The sequence below is a fragment of the Pseudomonas sp. GNP012 genome, from assembly GCF_054343835.1.
The window spans coordinates 3593290-3609094 of sequence record NZ_JBTGUU010000001.1 but is presented as its reverse complement, the minus strand read 5'-3'; the positions used below and the strand labels follow the sequence as shown (position 1 = coordinate 3609094).

The window sequence follows — 15805 nt, the reverse complement described above, 5'->3', positions numbered from 1 at the left end:
CTTTACGAAAACTTGTGGCATAATGCGTCCCGTAACGAAGCGAAGGGTGATTAGCTCAGCTGGGAGAGCGTCTGCCTTACAAGCAGAATGTCGGCGGTTCGATCCCGTCATCACCCACCATTAGTTTCAAGCGTTTCGCGCAGCGGTAGTTCAGTCGGTTAGAATACCGGCCTGTCACGCCGGGGGTCGCGGGTTCGAGTCCCGTCCGCTGCGCCATATTCGGTAACCTGGAACACTGAACGCCAGGTCACCACAGAAAGCCCGCCTTGTGCGGGCTTTTTGCTGTCTGGCATTTGGCCGGTCTTCAAAGCGATCCCAGGATCGCTTTTTTTGTGTCTGCGCGGTTATTGCTCGGCGTTGCGGCTGTGCCGGTAGTCGCTGACAGCTTCATAGACGGCTTTGCGCAGGCGATTGATTCCGCCGATGGGGCGGTGTGCCTCGATACCGAACCAGGGATTGAATGACTGGTTGTCGCATTGCAGGTTCAGCGCCGGTGTATCGAAGTCCTGCGCCGGCACCTTGATCTGCGCCACCGTCTCGAAGGGCGCATCGCTTTCGCGCCATTCAATGCTGGTGTCTTCAATCGGCATGTACTTGTTGGCGTCCTGTCGCTGGATTTGCAAGACGAAACACGCGGGTACCCGGTCGGTCGACAACTGTTGATTGAGCGCATTGCGCAGGAAGTTCGGCAACTTGCGGTTTTGTTCCGGCAGGTTGTAGGCCGGGTAACTGCCCGGATCGGGCATGACCCGGAACTTCGCATTGGCCTCACCGAATTTGTAGGGTGAAACCGAAAAGTACGTTGTCCGGGTTGGGCTCGATGGAGCAGGGGACAACGTCGCCAGGGCAATAAACAGGTGGCGAACCTGCCACGAACGCGGATCCCACCCCGGAAAGAACGCCATCATTTTTTTACCCTCGGCCTGGGCAGCGACGTTCTGACGGTATTCGGCCACGTCACTTACAAAGAAGTTCGGATGGCTGAACATCACAAAGTCCTGTTCGCTTCGCCCCGGCTGATCGCTCAATAGTTGTTTGCCCGGAACATCGAACAGCTTGATCGCCATGCCCCGGGCATCGCGGATGCTGTCGAACTGCGGGTAGGCATTGCCATTGGACAGGCGCATCGTCGCTTGCCAGATTTTGCCCGGCTCGCTGAACACCCCCTGGCGCAATTCGCTGGCCAGTTCCGGTAACACCTGGACTTCGGCTTTGACGCAACCGTGGGCCTTGGCGTGGGCATCGCGCAGGTAGCGGGTGCTTTCGCGGTGCTGATCGACGACGCGCACGGCGGTCTGGATGATATCCTGGGTCATTGCGGCTTCACCGTCCGCAATCGACTCTTGCGCCGAGACCGGTCCGCGCTGCTGCCAGGCAAACCAGGCGGTGGCCAATGCCCAGCCAAACACGCCGAGAACCAGCAGCCACAGCAACAGCTTGCCGAGGAAGGCGCCCAGGCGCAGCCAGAGTGTAATCAGCATGAGAGCGTCCTTTTGGCCGAGTTCATGGTCATGGCAATTGCGCTTCCAGCGGGCCGCCCAGCACTTTCAGATACTCCAGCAGTGCCCAACGCTCCTGCGGCTGCAACCAGCGGCCGATCACGCCATTGCCGAGTTTGCCGGCACGGAATTCATGACCACTGTTGTGGTTGCCGGTGATTCGCGTGTCGAACAGAAAACCATTGGTAAAGGCTTCGGTGCGGTAACCCAGGTGTCTCGGGTCATATTCGAAAGTGCCTTTGTAGAACGTGGTTGCTCGCTCATCCTGAGGCGACAGCAATTGATAAAGGCTCGGTACCGAGCCGTTGTGCAGAAACGGCGCTGTCGCCCATACACCCGCCAACGGTCTGGCCTTGTACGAACGCAATTCGCGTACGCCGATTGGCAGGCCGAAACCGTCCATTTCCGGGTGCTCGGCGGGGGGGACATTGGCGTCCTGATAGGCACGGTTGCGGACAAATGCAGTGACATAGGCCAGCCCCGAGGCCACGGACATCTTGCTCAGGTCCAGTGGCTCGTCGGGTTTTGGCTCTACATCAAGTTTTTCCAGTTCCGCCTGCTTCCATTGCAGCGCCGTCAGGTCAAAGCGATGGTCGGCGATGTTGTTGGCCGCACCCGGGTCTGTGCCGATGGCATCCACCGGGAGCATTTTCAGGTGCTGAACGTATCGTCCCTCGCCCTGGGTGGTTCGCGGTACATGACAGCCCGCGCAGTTTTCCGCGAACAGGGTACGTCCCTTGGCGGCCAGCGGTTTGTCGATCGCGCCCAGCAGGTCTTCCGGCCAGGCCGGAGGCGAGAGTCGTTGCAGGGTTTCTTCGATCAGGTGCAGGTCGCGCACACGGACACTGGAGGGATAGCGGGCATCGCCCATCAGCGGCTGGCCGTTCTGGTCGAAGAAGTTCAGCGTGGCACCGACGCCCAACGCCTCGCCGATGTTGCGGGCCATCGGTTGTTTCGCCGAGCCGTTCCACTGCACCCATTCGAACGTCCACATGTCCCACAGTTGCGGATAATCGACCGGAGCGTTGGCCACGCGATAGTTGTCGGGGGAAATCGCGTCACCGAAGCTGGCGTTGGCAATGCGCCCGAAGGCATCGGTGCGGCCCGGGCCTTCCTCGGTTGGATAGAGCCCGCGATGGGTGTCGTTCCAGGCCACTTTGAGGAATGTATCGAGTGAAGCCTTGAATTCTTTGCGCAGTTGCTTGTGGTGCGTCTCGTAGTCCTGGCCCAGTACGTTGCGTGCGAAACGTTCGAATTTCCACGGGTTGTAGTAGGTCGAGACCAGGCTGGCGACCAGGGCTTGTCCGAAACTGCCTCCTTTGAGCGTAGGAACACTGGACGGCAGGACATGCTGCGCCGAACCACCGTCTATACGCACGGCTTGCCCCTTGAAGCGCAGTTCACCGGTGTGGCAGGCCGCACAGGTGATATCCAGAAACACATCCGGGCTGCCGGCATTCTGATGCCGGGTAAAGCCTGCGGGGAGGTTGCCGGGGTTGTTCGGTGTCGGTTTCTGGCCGGGGTCCACCAGAAAACCGAAGCGCGCGAGGTACTCGGGGGCGGCGAAGCGTTGCTGCGAGAAGGGCAGTTCGAGGGCGGTGAACCAGTCATAGCGCAAGCCTTTGACCTGGGTGCCCTGGGGTGTGAAGTAATAAGTCTCTCGGTCGACGGCGCTCCATTGCTCCAGGTAATGCACCTGTTGGGCAGGCGACCAGGCCGGCAATTTCGGGTTGGCGACGTAATAGAGAACCACGGCCAGGGCCAGCCCGAGCAGGACTGCGATGAGAACCAGCAAGCGTAGGAAGAGGCGCAAGATAAACATCCTTGTCGAATTATCATGCTGTTATGCCCGAGCGCCCAAGGTGCGGCAAGAGGCCATTACGCCAGATTGCAGGTTCAGCAATCAGCCTCTGTCGGAGCAAGATGAAAGAAGCTTCATCACTCCAATTATGAAAAGCGTTTAAACACCTGAACTTATCAATTGATTCCGGCTCTCATGCCGGTAGCCATTGGTCGTGGCGGCCTGATAAGCTCGCGGCTTTACTCGATTGCCCTTTAGGCGCATGAACAAGGAAATAGCATGAAACAGCATCGGTTGGCGGCGGCGGTGGCCCTGGTTGGCCTGGTACTCGCGGGTTGTGATTCGCAGACCAGCGTAGAGCTGAAAACTCCGGCGCAAAAAGCTTCCTACGGCATTGGCCTGAACATGGGCAAGAGCCTGGCTCAGGAAGGCATGGATGACCTGGATTCCAAGGCTGTAGCCCAGGGCATCGAAGACGCCGTCGGCAAGAAAGAGCAGAAGCTCAAGGACGAAGAACTGGTCGAGGCGTTCGCCGCACTGCAAAAACGTGCCGAAGAACGCATGGCCAAGATGAGCGAAGAGTCGGCCGCTGCCGGCAAGAAATTCCTCGAGGAAAACGGCAAGAAAGCCGGCGTGACAACCACTGCTTCGGGCTTGCAGTACGAAGTCGTGCAGAAAGCCGATGGCCCTCAGCCAAAGCCGACTGACGTAGTGACTGTTCACTACACCGGCAAGCTGACCAACGGCACCGTATTCGACAGCTCCGTCGAGCGCGGCAGCCCGATCGATCTGCCGGTCAGCGGTGTGATTCCGGGTTGGGTCGAAGGCCTGCAGCTGATGCACGTTGGCGAGAAGTACAAGCTGTACATCCCTGCTGACCTGGCTTACGGCGCCCAGAGCCCGAGCCCGGCGATTCCGGCCAACTCGGTGCTGGTGTTCGACCTGGAACTGATGGCCATCAAGGACCCGGCAAAAGAAGACGCCGCTGCCAAGTAAGCAGCGTCTGCTTCGATAACAACGCCTCGCTCATGCGGGGCGTTGTTGCATCTGGCGTTCGGCAGGGGTAAACAAAACGAACAGACGCTCTAGGCTGGAGTCTTAGGCATAGTAGTGTCGGCAGTAGACGCACAAGGCCGCCAAGTCAATGAAATTATGGGTTTTTTTTGATGAGTAAAAAACGCCCGATCTGAACGCAGGCCTTGTAAAACGGGGCTTGCAGCGATGAAAAGCAGCTCTGTTCACAAGGTTATCCACAATTTGTGTGGATAACATTTCAACGGGAGGAATGATGAAAGCACCCTGGAGTTTCGCTCGTTTCCTGCCACTGGCCGGACGTCTGCTGGCACGCGGTCGATTGCCGACCCTGTTGTTCGCGGTCGCCAGTAAAGGCGTAAGCCAGGGCAATCGACTAGGCAAGATCAAGGACGACCTGAAGCTGTTGCAGGCACTCTGCCTGGCCTACTGGCGTGGCGAGTATCGCGCCATCAGCCCCAAGGCGCTGGTTTCGGTTGTCGCGGGCCTGATGTACTTCCTCAGCCCGTTGGATGCGGTCCCGGACTTCATTCCGCTGTTCGGCATGTTCGACGACATCGCAGTCCTGGCGTGGTTGATGAAAGTGCTCGACGACGAGCTCAATGCCTTCCGCGCCTGGCGCAAACGGCAGGTCCCGGAGAAGCTCGCGGTGGTTGAGCGTCTACCCGATACCCCCGAGCAACTTCAACTGCAAGGCCCGAGAAAACGCTGAGTCGATTTCGACGACTTCATAGATTGATGCCCCCCGCGACCTTGGCCGCTGTTAGGATTACACTTCTAGGGAAAAGTGCCGACTCGCTAAGTGTTGTTGTCCTACGGGGTAGTGATGGATATTCAGATAATTACACGCGAAGGCGAGCCCGAGTATGCGGTTCTGCCATGGGCTCAGTATCAGGCGTTATTGAACGCAGCGGGCATCAAGGAGCAAGCGTCGCCTCAAGCCACGAAGCCTCAGGCGGCGACACCAGACGCGATTCTTCCGGGTCTGGATCAACTACGCAGTTTGCGCGAGGGGAAGGGCATCGCCATCGAGGCGCTGGCCCGCACGGTAGGCATCAGCCCGTCTTACCTGGCCATGATCGAAAGTGGCGAGCGTCTGCCCGACGCCGCGATTCGCCGCAGCCTGGCTTGGGAATTGACGGTGCCAGGATGGAGGGATGAATCGTGAGTGTACGCATCAGCCGTCAACACTGGGACGGATTGCTGGGCGAACTGGATCAGGCGCGGCGCCAGCGCCATCTGTTGACGTATCGGGCATTGCTGGAGCGTTTGCAGTTGCCGACCCCGGCCATGCAGACCCTGACGGCGGCCCTTGAGCATCTGGCGGCTCTGGACGCCAAGGCGGAGCAGCCACTGCGCAGTTCACTGGTGATCAGCCAGGGCGCCAGCCGTTTGCCGCGCACCGGATTCTTTGAGTGTGTCGAGCGTCTCGGGCGTTTTTCCGGGCCGTCGGACGGCGTTGCCGCCGCGTCCTGGCACGCTTCGGAAGTGGTGCGGGTGTTCGAGTACGAATACCCGGAATCGGCCGAGGCCTGAATGTTTTTGCAACTCAAGGCGCGAGCCGGGTACTGGCTCGCGCGCCGGTTGTTTCACTGGTCGTGGTTTGTTCGCCAGCCGCAGGGCTGGCGCTGGCTCGAAGGCCAGTTTGCACGCATGGCCAACCTGGGCGACGTCGGCGCCCAGAGCTTCTATGGGCACATCCTGACGTTTCGCGGTGTCGGCCTCGGCGCTCGTGAAGAGGGCCTACGTTTGTTGCGCCTGGCGGCATTGGCGGGCGATGGCAAGGCGGCGTATCAAGTGGGCGTGATCAGTCTGGCCGGGACGGCGAGCAAGGCGCCGGATCCGCTTGAAGCGGCTCGGTTTTGGGAGATCGCGGCGAAGGCCGGGCATCCGTTGGCGCCGATCAAGTTGCAAGAGCTGGCGTCTCGCGAGTCTGAGCTATAACCCTGGGCTGGCGGGGATGAAGGGGGTAGTCGAGGATCAATTCAAGTTTCGGGTTGTTTGATCGGACGCCTTCGACTTGCCCGCGAAAGCGTCCTGTCAATCACCGCTGCCCCATCAGGCAAGCACCTTCACGTCCCTGCACCACCCGGCTATCAATCACATGCACGCTATACCCCTGCACATTCTTCGCATGGTGCTTGGCTTGTGACGCCATTTCCGCCAGCTGGCTCGCATCGAGTTGTCCACAGGCCTGTGGATGAAGATGCACCACGCCGATCGACAGCGACAACAGCGCAAACTCCTGCCGCATGCCCTGGCGGTTCGGTGCGATGAAGCAGCCGGCTTCCAGGTGCTCGCTGCGGTAGAAGCGCCGGCACTGGCTCTGGAAGTCGTCGAGCAACTGGTTCAATCGTTTGCGCCAGTCTTCCGGGCCGAGCACCAGCAGGAAATCATCACCGCCGATGTGGCCGACAAAGTCGCGGGACGGGTCGATGCGGTCGTTCAGGCACTGCGCCAGACACAGCAGGACTTCGTCGCCGCGGCCATAGCCGTAGATGTCGTTGAAAGGTTTGAAGCTGTCGATGTCCACGTAGCAGATCACCGATTCCCGTTGCTGTTGCAGCAACCGCGTCAGGCATTGCCGGATCGGCACGTTGCCTGGGAGCAAGGTCAGCGGGTTGGCGTAGCGGGCTTGCTGGATCTTCAGTTCGGTAATCAGTTTGAGTACGTCTATCACGCGGCCCAGCCCAAGATAGCCGCCATTGAGGGTGATGATGAAATCTTCTTCGATGCGCTGGCGGGCACGGCCTGTGATCAGGCGGCTGACTTGTTGCAGCGACTGACTCAGCTCGACGGCGAGGAAGTCATCGTTCATCAGGCGGCTGATGGGTTTGCGGGCGAACAGATCGGTGGCAAAGGGCTTGAGCAGGGCATCGGAGAGCGAATGCCGATGGACGATACCGCAAGGCTGACCCTGTGCATCCAGGACCGCCAGCGAGTTCAGGTTGGCCTGGCGGCGAAAGGCTTCGAGCACCGTGGCGGTCGGGGTGTCCCGATTCACGGCGGGTTGCTCGTTGAGCAGTGCGCTGAGGTCGCTGCCGTCTTCGCTCAGTACAACGCTGGTGCTGTCCTGGCGGGGCATCATTGCCCGAGCATCCCGTGGTGGGTGTTCCTGAGGGCGGCAGAGCAGATAGCCCTGGACCAGATCGACGCCCATCTCGGTCAGTACCGTGAGCTCTTCCGGTAACTCGATACCTTCGGCTATGACTTGCGCCCGCGAGGCCTTGGCGATTTGCAGGATCGAGCCGACGAACTCGCGCTTGAGCGCATCCTGATGAATGCCATCAATGAAATGCCGGTCGATTTTCACGTAATCCGGCCGCAGTTCGGACCACAAACGCAAACTCGAATAACCCGCCCCCAGATCGTCCAGCGCAATCGAAAATCCCATCGCCCGATAGTGATGCAGGGCGGTTTGCAGCAGCTGGAAATCATCCGTCGGCGTCTGTTCCGTGAGCTCGATGACCACCTGACCCGGCGCAATGCCGAAGTCCTGCAGCAATTGCAGGGTGCGTCCCGGTTGATGGGCCGCTTCGAGCAGGGATTCCGGGGATACGTTGAGGAACAACAGGCCGGGCAGTTGTTGTTCATTGAAGCGTCGGCAAGCGCTTTGGCGGCAGGCAATTTCCAGCTCGCTCAAACGACCGGCCTGGCGGGCGACGGCGAACAGGGCGACAGGGGAGTGTAAAGGGCTGTTGGACGGCCCGCGACTGAGGGCTTCGTAGCCGAGAATGCGCCGCTCAGAGAGGCTGATGATCGGTTGGAACAAACTGTGCAAACCGCCTTGAGTCAGGATCGAGCTCAATGCACTCAGCTGTTCGGTTGTGGTCATGGCAATCTCTGGCGATAAAAAAGGACTGGCGTGGTCCCTTTCTACAAGGAGCACGCCAGTCCCGTATTTCACGACAGAATGATGACTGTTTGATGACGCCCCGGAGGGCATTAGCATTAAATTGCCATCAGCTGCTTAACACTCAGTGCTTCGCCACTGCCGTATTGAGTTTCAGGTAGTCCAGCAGAATCCGCCCGGTTTCGCTCAGGTAGGCGTCGTCTTCCGGTTTGGTCTTGTCGTCCTCGGCCGCTAGGGCGTCCTCGTCTTCTTTCTTCAGCTCTTTGAGCGGTTCTTCGCCCTTGGCCTTGCGACGGATGTTCTCCATGGCCAGCTGTTTGGCTTCGATGTCGGCGTGCTGGGCACGACGCTCGACTTCATTGAGGCTGACGGTTTTCTCGGCCATCAGTTTCTGCGCCAGGGCCAGCTTGTCGCGGATGAATACGAACTCCGCATCTTTGGCCGTACGCACGTCATGCTCGGACTGGAGTTGCGTAATGTACGGCTTGAATGGGTCGACCGCCGGCTTGATCGCTGCCTTGATGGTGTCCCACGGCATGGCTTCGGGCAGGGCGCTTTCGCCGATTTCCTTGGTGTCGATGATCGACGGGTAATCGATGTCCGGCAAGACGCCCTGATGCTGGGTGCTCTGTCCGGAAACCCGGTAGAACTTGGCCAGGGTCAGTTTCAGCTCGCCATGGTTGAGTGGCTGAATGGTCTGCACGGTACCTTTGCCGAAGGTCTGGCCGCCGATGATCAGTGCGCGGTGGTAGTCCTGCATGGCGCCGGCAAAAATCTCCGAAGCCGAGGCGGACAGGCGGTTGACCAGCAACGCCATCGGGCCTTTGTAGAACGCGCCCGGGTTTTCATCTTCCAGCACGTCAACACGGCCATCGGCGTTACGCACGAGCACGGTCGGGCCTTTGTCGATGAACAGGCTGGTCAGCTCGGTGGCTTCCTGCAAGGAGCCGCCGCCGTTGTTGCGCAGGTCGATGACCACGCCGTCGACTTTGTCTTTCTGCAGTTCAGTCAGCAGTTTCTTGACGTCGCGGGTGGTGCTCTTGTAGTCCGGGTCGCCGGCACGGAAGGCCTTGAAGTCCAGATAGAACGCCGGGATCTCGATGACGCCGAGCTTGTAGTCCTTGCCATCCTGCTTGAGGTTCAAGACCGATTTCTTCACGGCCTGGTCTTCGAGCTTCACCGCTTCGCGGGTGATCGGCACGATCTTGGTAGTCTGGTCGTTCGGCGCATTGCTGGCCGGGATCACTTCCAGGCGTACCACGGTGCCTTTCGGACCACGGATCAGCTTGACCACTTCGTCCAGGCGCCAGCCCACCACGTCGACCATTTCCTTGTTGCCCTGGGCAACGCCGATGATCTTGTCGGCCGGTGCCACCTGCTTGGTCTTGTCCGCCGGACCTGCCGGCACCAGACGCACGACTTTCACCTGGTCGTTATCGCTCTGCAACACGGCGCCGATGCCCTCGAGGGAAAGGCTCATGTTGATGTCGAAGTTCTCCGCGTTATCCGGCGACAGATAGTTGGTATGCGGGTCGTAGGACATGGCGAAGGTATTGATGTACGCCTGGAAGATGTCTTCCGCGCGGGTCTGGTCCAGGCGCGCCAACTGGTTCTTGTAGCGCTTGGTCAGGGTTTCCTGGATCTGCTTGGAATCCTTGCCGGCGATCTTCTGGCGCAGGACCTCGTCCTTGACGCGTTTGCGCCACAGGTCGTCGAGTTCCGCGGTGGATTTGAGCCAAGGGGCGTCCTTGCGGTCGATCAGCAAGGTTTCCTTGGCGGTGAAGTCGATCTTGTCGACGCCCTTGTTCAGCTCGGCAAGGGCAAAGTCCAGACGCGCCTTTACGCGGTCCAGATAGCGCTTGTAGATGGTGAACCCGGCGTTCAGGTCGCCGCTCTTGAGGAAGTCGTCGAACTGCGTCTTCCACTTGTCGAATTCGGCAATGTCGCTGGCCATGAAATAGCTGCGCGATGGATCCAGCAGCTTGAGGTAGCTGTCGTAGATGATCACCGAGCGCGCGTCATCGAGTGGCGGCTTGCTGTAGTGGTGGCGTTTGAGCAATTCCACGACGTTCAGACTGGCGATCACTTCGTCACGATCGGGTTGAAGCTTGTCCCAGCTATTGGCTGCGAATGTATTGCTCGACAGCGGCAGCAAGCCGATACCGATGAATAAGGCGAGGGCAGTGCTGGGGAACAGATGCTTCATGCTGATTCGACGCGGGGACAATTGATAACGCATATTAGGCCGTCTTTGAAGTCGCCGGCTCTTTGGGAACCGGTCGCATAATGCAAAAAGCCCGGCGATATAGCTTCGGGCTCAGTCCAGACTCACTATGGAGGCACTGTGAAAGCATTGCAAGGCGTTGACGGTCAAGTGGTATGGGTTGATGAGCCCGGTCCTGCATGCGATGTAGGGCAAGTTCGTATTCGAGTGGCGGCAGCGGGCCTCAATCGCGCCGATTTGTTGCAGAAAGCCGGTCTTTATCCGCCGCCACCAGGGGCCAGCAAGGTGCTCGGTCTAGAGTGCTCGGGGGTCATCAGCGAGGTTGGCGCCGGCTCCTCCTGGCAGGTGGGCGATCGGGTTTGCGCCTTGCTGGCCGGGGGCGGGATGGCCGAAGAGGTGGTTGTCGACGGGCGGCATGTACTGCCGGTTCCCGACGGAATGTCACTGGTCGAAGCGGCGGCATTGCCTGAAGTTTATGCAACAGTCTGGCTGAATTTGTTTCAACTGGCTGCGCTCAAGCCGGGACAGAAAGTTTTGCTGCACGCCGGAGCAAGTGGCATTGGTTCAGCGGCCATTCAGCTGTGCAAGGCCTTCGGTAACCCGTGCTGGGTCAGCGTCGGCTCTGCCGAACGACTGGCGTACTGCGAAGGGCTGGGTGCCCAGGGTGGCGTGGTGCGTAACGGTGATCTGGAGGGCTTGCGGGATCTGGGGCCGTTCGACGTGATTCTCGACCCGGTGGGTGGCAATTACGCGGCATTGAACCTGAAGTTGCTGGCTCAGGATGGTCGCTGGGTGTTGATCGGTCTGATGGGCGGGCGCGAGGCCAAGCTGGATCTGGCCCAGGTACTGGCCAAGCGCGTGCAGTTGCTGGGCTCGACCCTGCGCAGCCGGGATGATCAGTGCAAGGCAGATCTGTTCAGCGATCTTGGCCTGCACGTGTGGCCGTTGTTCGCCGAGGGGCGCTTGAGTGCGCAACTGGCCAGGACATTCCCGATCAAGGATGCCGAGGCAGCGTTTGCCGAGCTGGCGAGTAATAACGTGGCGGGGAAGGTGGTGCTGGTGATTGATGAGAGTCTGAGCTGACAACGAGAAACCTGTGGGAGCGAGCTTGCTCGCGATTAGCGGAGTGTCAGTTGATATTAATGCAACTGACTCGCCGCCATCGCGAGCAAGCTCGCTCCCACAGGGGGGCCGGGTTATTTCCAGTCGTGGATCGGCCACCCGGCCTTTTCGGCCTGCTCGCGCAACACGGGGTCAGGATTGACCACATGCGGGTAGTCCACCTTCAGCAATAGCGGCAGGTCATTGCGAGAGTCGGAATAGAAACTCGCGCCTTCGAGGTTTTCCTCTTCCGCATCCAGCCACTCCAGCAAGCGGGTGATCTTGCCTTCGCGGTAGGTCAGGGTGCCCACGGTATGGCCGGTGTAAGCGCCGTGGGCCACTTCCAGTTCGATGCCCAGAATTTCGTCGATGCCCAGGCGCTCGGCGATGGGGCCGACCAGGTGGGTGCCCGAGGCCGAGATCACCAGAATCCGGTCGCCGGCCTTGCGATGCGCCGCGATGGTCTTGGTGGCGTCACTGAAAATGATTGGCTCGATGTAGTCCTCTACCCACGGACCAATCAAGTGCGCGACTTCTTCAGGCGTACGACCAATCAACGGTTCCAGGCTGAAGGCCATGTAGTCTTCCATGGCCAGATGGCCCCTGCCGTAGGCATCCATCAATTCCTTGTCGCGACGCAGGAACGATTCGCCGTCGACCCAGCCGAGGCGGACCATTTGCTCGCTCCACAGTGAGGCGCAGTCGCCGTGGATCAGGGTTTCGTCCAGATCAAAAATTGCCAGGGCCATCAGTGCAGTTCTCTCTTCAGCATAAGCAAAGGCATCAGGCTACCTCACACAGGGCCGTCGGATCGATGGAAAGCGCCAGGCGCTGACCATCGGGATGCAGGTCGGCCGCCGAGCGGTTCAGCACATCCACCACCAGTTCCACGCCCCGGGCTTCGACCCGGTAGCGGATTACGTTGCCCAACAGGCTGTGGCTGCGCACCTGCGCGTCCAGTTCGCCGTTGAGGCTCAGTTCGATGGCTTCCGGGCGAATGGCGATGCGCTTGTTGATTGGCCGCTGCAGCAGCTTCGAGGCGCTGTCGGCGTCCAGCAGGTTGTAGTTGCCGATGAAACCGGCAGCGAACACATCCACCGGCGCAGTGTAGAGGGTTTCGGCGTCGCCGCTTTGTACGATTTTTCCCTGATTCATCAGAAAAATCCGGTCAGACATGGTCAGGGCTTCTTCCTGATCGTGTGTGACGAAAATCGTGGTCAGGCCCAGTTCGCGCTGGATCTGACGGATCTGTTCGCGCAGGTGCTTGCGAATGCGCGCATCCAGCGCCGACAGCGGTTCGTCCAGCAGCAACAGGCGTGGCCGGGTCACCAGCGAGCGGGCGAGGGCGACGCGCTGGCATTGGCCACCGGACAGCTGATGTGGATAGCGCGCGGCGAAGTCCTGCAACTCCACCAGTTTCAGTACTTCGGCGACGCGTTTTTGGCTGTCATCGGCATTGACCTTTTGCATGCGCAGACCAAAGGCGACGTTTTGCTCCACGGTCATGTTGGGGAACAGCGCATAGCTCTGGAACACCATGCCGATCCCGCGTTTCTGCGGGCTCACCGGCACGATATCGGCACCATCGAGCAGGATTTTGCCGCCATCCACCGAAGTCAGGCCGGCGATGCAGCGCAGCAGGGTGGATTTGCCGCAGCCGGAGGGGCCAAGCAGGGTGACGAACTCACCTTTCTGGATTTCGCAATTGATGTCGCTGAACACTGTGGTGCCGGCGAAGCTTTTCTGAAGATGTTGGACGCTGACATAGCTCATTCGCTTTTGTCCCTGTTCAAGATATTGGCAATCCAGGTCAGAACCAGCACAAAGAAGAAGTAGGAAATCACCAGCGCACTGGTGAAATGACCGCTGCTGTTGCGCATGTTGTTGAGGTAGACCTGCAGGGTTTCGTAGCGGGTGCCGACGAGGATGTTGGCGAACACGAACTCACCGAACAGGAACGAGAACGACAGCAGCAGCGCCACCATCAGGCCCTTGCGCAGGTTCGGCAGCACCACCAGGAGGGCGGCTTGCCAGGTGCTGGCGCCGAGCAACTGGGCGGCGTCCATCAGGTCGCGCAGGTTGATCGCTTGCAGGTTGTTGGTGATCGCCCGGTACATGAACGGCAGCGCCACGGTGAAGTAGCAACCGATCAGGATCCAGGGTGTACCGACCATGGCGAACGGTCCGGAACCATAGAGCTGCAGCAGCCCCACCGACGACACCACCGGTGGCACGGCGAAGGGCAGCAGGATCAGGATGTTCATCAGCGCATCGAGTTTCGGGAAGTGGTAATGCACCACGAACAGCAACGGCAGGATCAGCACCACGGAAAGAATCAGTGAGCCGACGCAGACCAGCAGCGATTGCCCGAACGCATGCAGGAAGCGCGGATCGCTCCACAGCTGGATGTACCACTTGAGGGTGAAGCCGCTGGGCAGAATGGTGGCCGACCAACTGCTGGCGATCGAATAGACCAGTGTGCCGGCCAGCGGCAACAGCAGGATGGCAAACAACAGGTAAACCACGACGCGGTGGTAGACACCGGCGGGCCCCAGTTCAGCGCGAGACATGGTAGCTCCTCTTCAACAGCAACTGATGCACGATGGTCACCAAGGTCATCAAGGCCACCAGCACCACGGCCAGGGCGCTGGCCAGGTTCGGGTCCAGGGAAATGTCACCGGACACCATCGCCGCAATGCGGATCGGCAGCACGTTGAAGTTGCCGGTGGTCAGGGCGTACACCGTGGCGTAGGCACCGAGGGCGTTGGCCAGCAGGATCACGAAGGTGCCCAGCAGTGCCGGCGTCAACACCGGCAATCCGATGTGCCGCCAGTACTGCCAACTGTCGGCGCCGAGTAACGCAGCGGACTCACGCCAGTCTTCGCGCAGCGCATCGAAGGCCGGGTACAGCAGCAGCACGCCGAGGGGAATCTGGAAGTAGGTGTAGAGAATGATCAGCCCGGTTTTCGAGTACAGGTTGAAATCCTGAATGATGCCGGCCTGCTTGAGTATGATGGTGAAGCTGCCGTTGAAGCCGAGCAAAATGATGAACGCAAAGGCCAGGGGCACGCCGGCGAAGTTGCTGGTCATGTTGGCGAAGGCGTTGACGAAGTTGCGCAGTTTCGAATCGACCCGGCGCAGGGAGTAGGCGCCCAGTATCGCGATGATGATCCCGAACACGCTGGACCAGAAGCTGATCTCAAGGCTGTACTGGATCGCCTGCAGGTAAAACTTCGAACTGAAGATCTTGCTGAAGTTGGCCAGTCCCCAGCCGAATTCTTCCGATTGCAGGCTGTTGATCATCACCCAGGTCAGCGGTGCGATCTCGAACACGATGAAGAACAGTGCGAACGGGACCAGGCATAAGGCTGCCAGCCATTTACTGCGGGTCATGGCATTCACTTGAGAAGCTCCCGGCAGACCGGTTTGTCGTGGGGCGCACCCAGCAACTCGCAGACGGTGCCGCAGATCTCGGTCTGTTTCGGCGCTGCGCCGGCGTCGAAGCTGAATGCGTCACCGAGAACGAACAACGGCACCTCACGTTCTTCCGGCAGCAGGCCGTTGTGGGAGCGGTCGTTGTTCATGCCGTGGTCAGCAGTGACCAGCACCTGATAACCGGCATCGAGCCAGCCTTGCAGGTAGTCGGCCAGGATGATGTCGGCCGAGCGGGCGCTGTTGCGGTACTGCGGGGTGTCGAGGCCGTGCTTGTGCCCGGCGTCGTCGATGTTCATCGGGTGTATCAGCAGGAAGTGCGGCGCATGGCGCTGGCGCAGGTTTTCGGCGTCGGCGAACAGGTGCGAATCGGGGTAGTGATCGTTCCAGTAGAAATGCCCATGCTGGATCGGCAGTTGCGGGTCATCGGTGTGGCGGTCCCGTGCCGCCACGAAGGGCGAACGGTTGTACAGTTCACTGACCCAGTGATAGGCCGCCGCGGCGGTGACTAGACCTGCGTCGGTGGCGTAGTGATAGATGCTGCGCTGGTTGGACAGGCGCGAAACGTTGTTGTGGACGATACCGCTGTCGATGGGCGCAACGCCGGTCAGGATGCATTCGTACAGCGGGCGGGACAGGGCCGGCAACTCGCACTCCAGTTTGTAGAGTGCCGCACGTCCTGCTCCGACGTACGCCTGCAGGTGCCCCATGGCGTGACGGGCGACCTCGTAGTTGAGGCCGTCGAGCACCACAAGGATGACGTTGTGCTTCATAGGGGGCAAAACTCCGTGAAACAGATATTCGAAGCTCACTCGATCCACTGTGGGAGCGGGCTTGCTCGCGAAAACGGACTGACATCCTGC

The 15805-nt window shown here is 59.9% G+C and carries 15 protein-coding genes and 2 tRNA genes; 8 read left to right on the top strand and 9 right to left on the bottom strand.

Annotated elements, in window-relative coordinates; genetic code table 11:
• Positions 1 to 44: 44 nt before the first annotated feature.
• Positions 45 to 120, top strand: a tRNA-Val gene (locus ACXX83_RS16175).
• Positions 121 to 139: 19 nt separating this feature from the next.
• Positions 140 to 216: transfer RNA gene (locus ACXX83_RS16170), tRNA-Asp, on the top strand.
• Positions 217 to 344: 128 nt separating this feature from the next.
• On the opposite strand, the gene ACXX83_RS16165 is transcribed toward ACXX83_RS16170, so the two are convergent.
• Positions 345 to 1481, bottom strand: a complete 1137-nt coding sequence (locus ACXX83_RS16165; RefSeq protein ID WP_458549077.1) for a catalase family protein — start codon at positions 1479 to 1481, stop codon at positions 345 to 347.
• Between the two features lie 28 nt (positions 1482 to 1509).
• Positions 1510 to 3312: a di-heme-cytochrome C peroxidase gene (locus ACXX83_RS16160; protein WP_217835924.1), complete on the bottom strand. Its 1803-nt coding sequence runs from the start codon at positions 3310 to 3312 to the stop codon at positions 1510 to 1512.
• 267 nt (positions 3313 to 3579) lie between these two features.
• Here ACXX83_RS16160 and bamJ point away from each other — a divergent pair, with 267 nt between their 5' ends.
• The 5 genes from bamJ (at position 3580) to ACXX83_RS16135 (ending at position 6276) form a co-directional block, all read left to right on the top strand.
• Positions 3580 to 4296, top strand: coding sequence for a BamJ family beta-barrel-assembly machinery protein (gene bamJ, locus ACXX83_RS16155; protein WP_015096142.1), 717 nt, complete (start codon positions 3580 to 3582; stop codon positions 4294 to 4296).
• Between the two features lie 292 nt (positions 4297 to 4588).
• Positions 4589 to 5044 (top strand): YkvA family protein, encoded by a 456-nt coding sequence (locus tag ACXX83_RS16150; RefSeq protein ID WP_217835923.1) that lies wholly within the window; start codon positions 4589 to 4591, stop codon positions 5042 to 5044.
• A gap of 114 nt (positions 5045 to 5158) precedes the next feature.
• Entirely contained in the window at positions 5159 to 5500 is a 342-nt protein-coding gene (locus tag ACXX83_RS16145) for a helix-turn-helix domain-containing protein (protein WP_015096140.1), read from the top strand.
• Entirely contained in the window at positions 5497 to 5868 is a 372-nt protein-coding gene (locus ACXX83_RS16140; protein WP_003223109.1) for a hypothetical protein, read from the top strand. Before ACXX83_RS16145 ends, ACXX83_RS16140 begins: the two co-directional genes overlap by 4 nt.
• Positions 5869 to 6276, top strand: coding sequence for a sel1 repeat family protein (locus tag ACXX83_RS16135; protein WP_217835922.1), 408 nt, complete (start codon positions 5869 to 5871; stop codon positions 6274 to 6276).
• Between the two features lie 100 nt (positions 6277 to 6376).
• On the opposite strand, the gene ACXX83_RS16130 is transcribed toward ACXX83_RS16135, so the two are convergent.
• Positions 6377 to 8167: a bifunctional diguanylate cyclase/phosphodiesterase gene (locus tag ACXX83_RS16130; protein WP_458549076.1), complete on the bottom strand. Its 1791-nt coding sequence runs from the start codon at positions 8165 to 8167 to the stop codon at positions 6377 to 6379.
• 142 nt (positions 8168 to 8309) lie between these two features.
• Positions 8310 to 10391 carry a carboxy terminal-processing peptidase gene (locus ACXX83_RS16125; protein ID WP_217835920.1) on the bottom strand — a complete coding sequence of 694 codons (2082 nt, stop codon included), beginning with the start codon at positions 10389 to 10391 and terminating at the stop codon, positions 8310 to 8312.
• A 138-nt stretch (positions 10392 to 10529) separates the two neighbouring features.
• Here ACXX83_RS16125 and ACXX83_RS16120 point away from each other — a divergent pair, with 138 nt between their 5' ends.
• Positions 10530 to 11492, top strand: a complete 963-nt coding sequence (locus ACXX83_RS16120) for a zinc-binding dehydrogenase (RefSeq protein WP_458549075.1) — start codon at positions 10530 to 10532, stop codon at positions 11490 to 11492.
• Positions 11493 to 11605: 113 nt separating this feature from the next.
• Here ACXX83_RS16120 and ACXX83_RS16115 read toward each other — a convergent pair whose 3' ends face one another.
• Genes ACXX83_RS16115 through ACXX83_RS16095 form a run of 5 tightly spaced genes read right to left on the bottom strand, consistent with a single transcriptional unit; the run spans position 11606 to position 15715 of the window.
• Positions 11606 to 12259 (bottom strand): HAD family hydrolase, encoded by a 654-nt coding sequence (locus ACXX83_RS16115; protein WP_217835918.1) that lies wholly within the window; start codon positions 12257 to 12259, stop codon positions 11606 to 11608.
• A 34-nt stretch (positions 12260 to 12293) separates the two neighbouring features.
• Positions 12294 to 13283 (bottom strand): ABC transporter ATP-binding protein, encoded by a 990-nt coding sequence (locus tag ACXX83_RS16110; protein WP_095964001.1) that lies wholly within the window; start codon positions 13281 to 13283, stop codon positions 12294 to 12296.
• A complete protein-coding gene (locus tag ACXX83_RS16105; RefSeq protein ID WP_258684992.1) occupies positions 13280 to 14080 on the bottom strand; it encodes an ABC transporter permease in 801 nt (266 codons plus the stop codon). Before ACXX83_RS16105 ends, ACXX83_RS16110 begins: the two co-directional genes overlap by 4 nt.
• A complete protein-coding gene (locus ACXX83_RS16100; protein ID WP_458549074.1) occupies positions 14067 to 14903 on the bottom strand; it encodes an ABC transporter permease in 837 nt (278 codons plus the stop codon). The genes ACXX83_RS16105 and ACXX83_RS16100 overlap by 14 nt, the downstream gene beginning before the upstream one ends.
• A gap of 5 nt (positions 14904 to 14908) precedes the next feature.
• Positions 14909 to 15715 carry an alkaline phosphatase family protein gene (locus ACXX83_RS16095; protein WP_218475196.1) on the bottom strand — a complete coding sequence of 269 codons (807 nt, stop codon included), beginning with the start codon at positions 15713 to 15715 and terminating at the stop codon, positions 14909 to 14911.
• Positions 15716 to 15805 lie beyond the last annotated feature (90 nt).

What these genes read in the sequence shown, in the direction of transcription:
- ACXX83_RS16165 (WP_458549077.1), bottom strand. Translation starts at nt 1,481, where the DNA reads ATGCTGATTACACTCTGGCTGCGCCTGGGCGCCTTCCTCGGCAAGCTG.
- bamJ (WP_015096142.1), top strand. Translation starts at nt 3,580, where the DNA reads ATGAAACAGCATCGGTTGGCGGCGGCGGTGGCCCTGGTTGGCCTGGTA.
- ACXX83_RS16150 (WP_217835923.1), top strand. Translation starts at nt 4,589, where the DNA reads ATGAAAGCACCCTGGAGTTTCGCTCGTTTCCTGCCACTGGCCGGACGT.
- ACXX83_RS16145 (WP_015096140.1), top strand. Translation starts at nt 5,159, where the DNA reads ATGGATATTCAGATAATTACACGCGAAGGCGAGCCCGAGTATGCGGTT.
- ACXX83_RS16135 (WP_217835922.1), top strand. Translation starts at nt 5,869, where the DNA reads ATGTTTTTGCAACTCAAGGCGCGAGCCGGGTACTGGCTCGCGCGCCGG.
- ACXX83_RS16130 (WP_458549076.1), bottom strand. Translation starts at nt 8,167, where the DNA reads ATGACCACAACCGAACAGCTGAGTGCATTGAGCTCGATCCTGACTCAA.
- ACXX83_RS16125 (WP_217835920.1), bottom strand. Translation starts at nt 10,391, where the DNA reads ATGAAGCATCTGTTCCCCAGCACTGCCCTCGCCTTATTCATCGGTATC.
- ACXX83_RS16115 (WP_217835918.1), bottom strand. Translation starts at nt 12,259, where the DNA reads ATGGCCCTGGCAATTTTTGATCTGGACGAAACCCTGATCCACGGCGAC.
- ACXX83_RS16110 (WP_095964001.1), bottom strand. Translation starts at nt 13,283, where the DNA reads ATGAGCTATGTCAGCGTCCAACATCTTCAGAAAAGCTTCGCCGGCACC.
- ACXX83_RS16105 (WP_258684992.1), bottom strand. Translation starts at nt 14,080, where the DNA reads ATGTCTCGCGCTGAACTGGGGCCCGCCGGTGTCTACCACCGCGTCGTG.
- ACXX83_RS16100 (WP_458549074.1), bottom strand. Translation starts at nt 14,903, where the DNA reads ATGACCCGCAGTAAATGGCTGGCAGCCTTATGCCTGGTCCCGTTCGCA.
- ACXX83_RS16095 (WP_218475196.1), bottom strand. Translation starts at nt 15,715, where the DNA reads ATGAAGCACAACGTCATCCTTGTGGTGCTCGACGGCCTCAACTACGAG.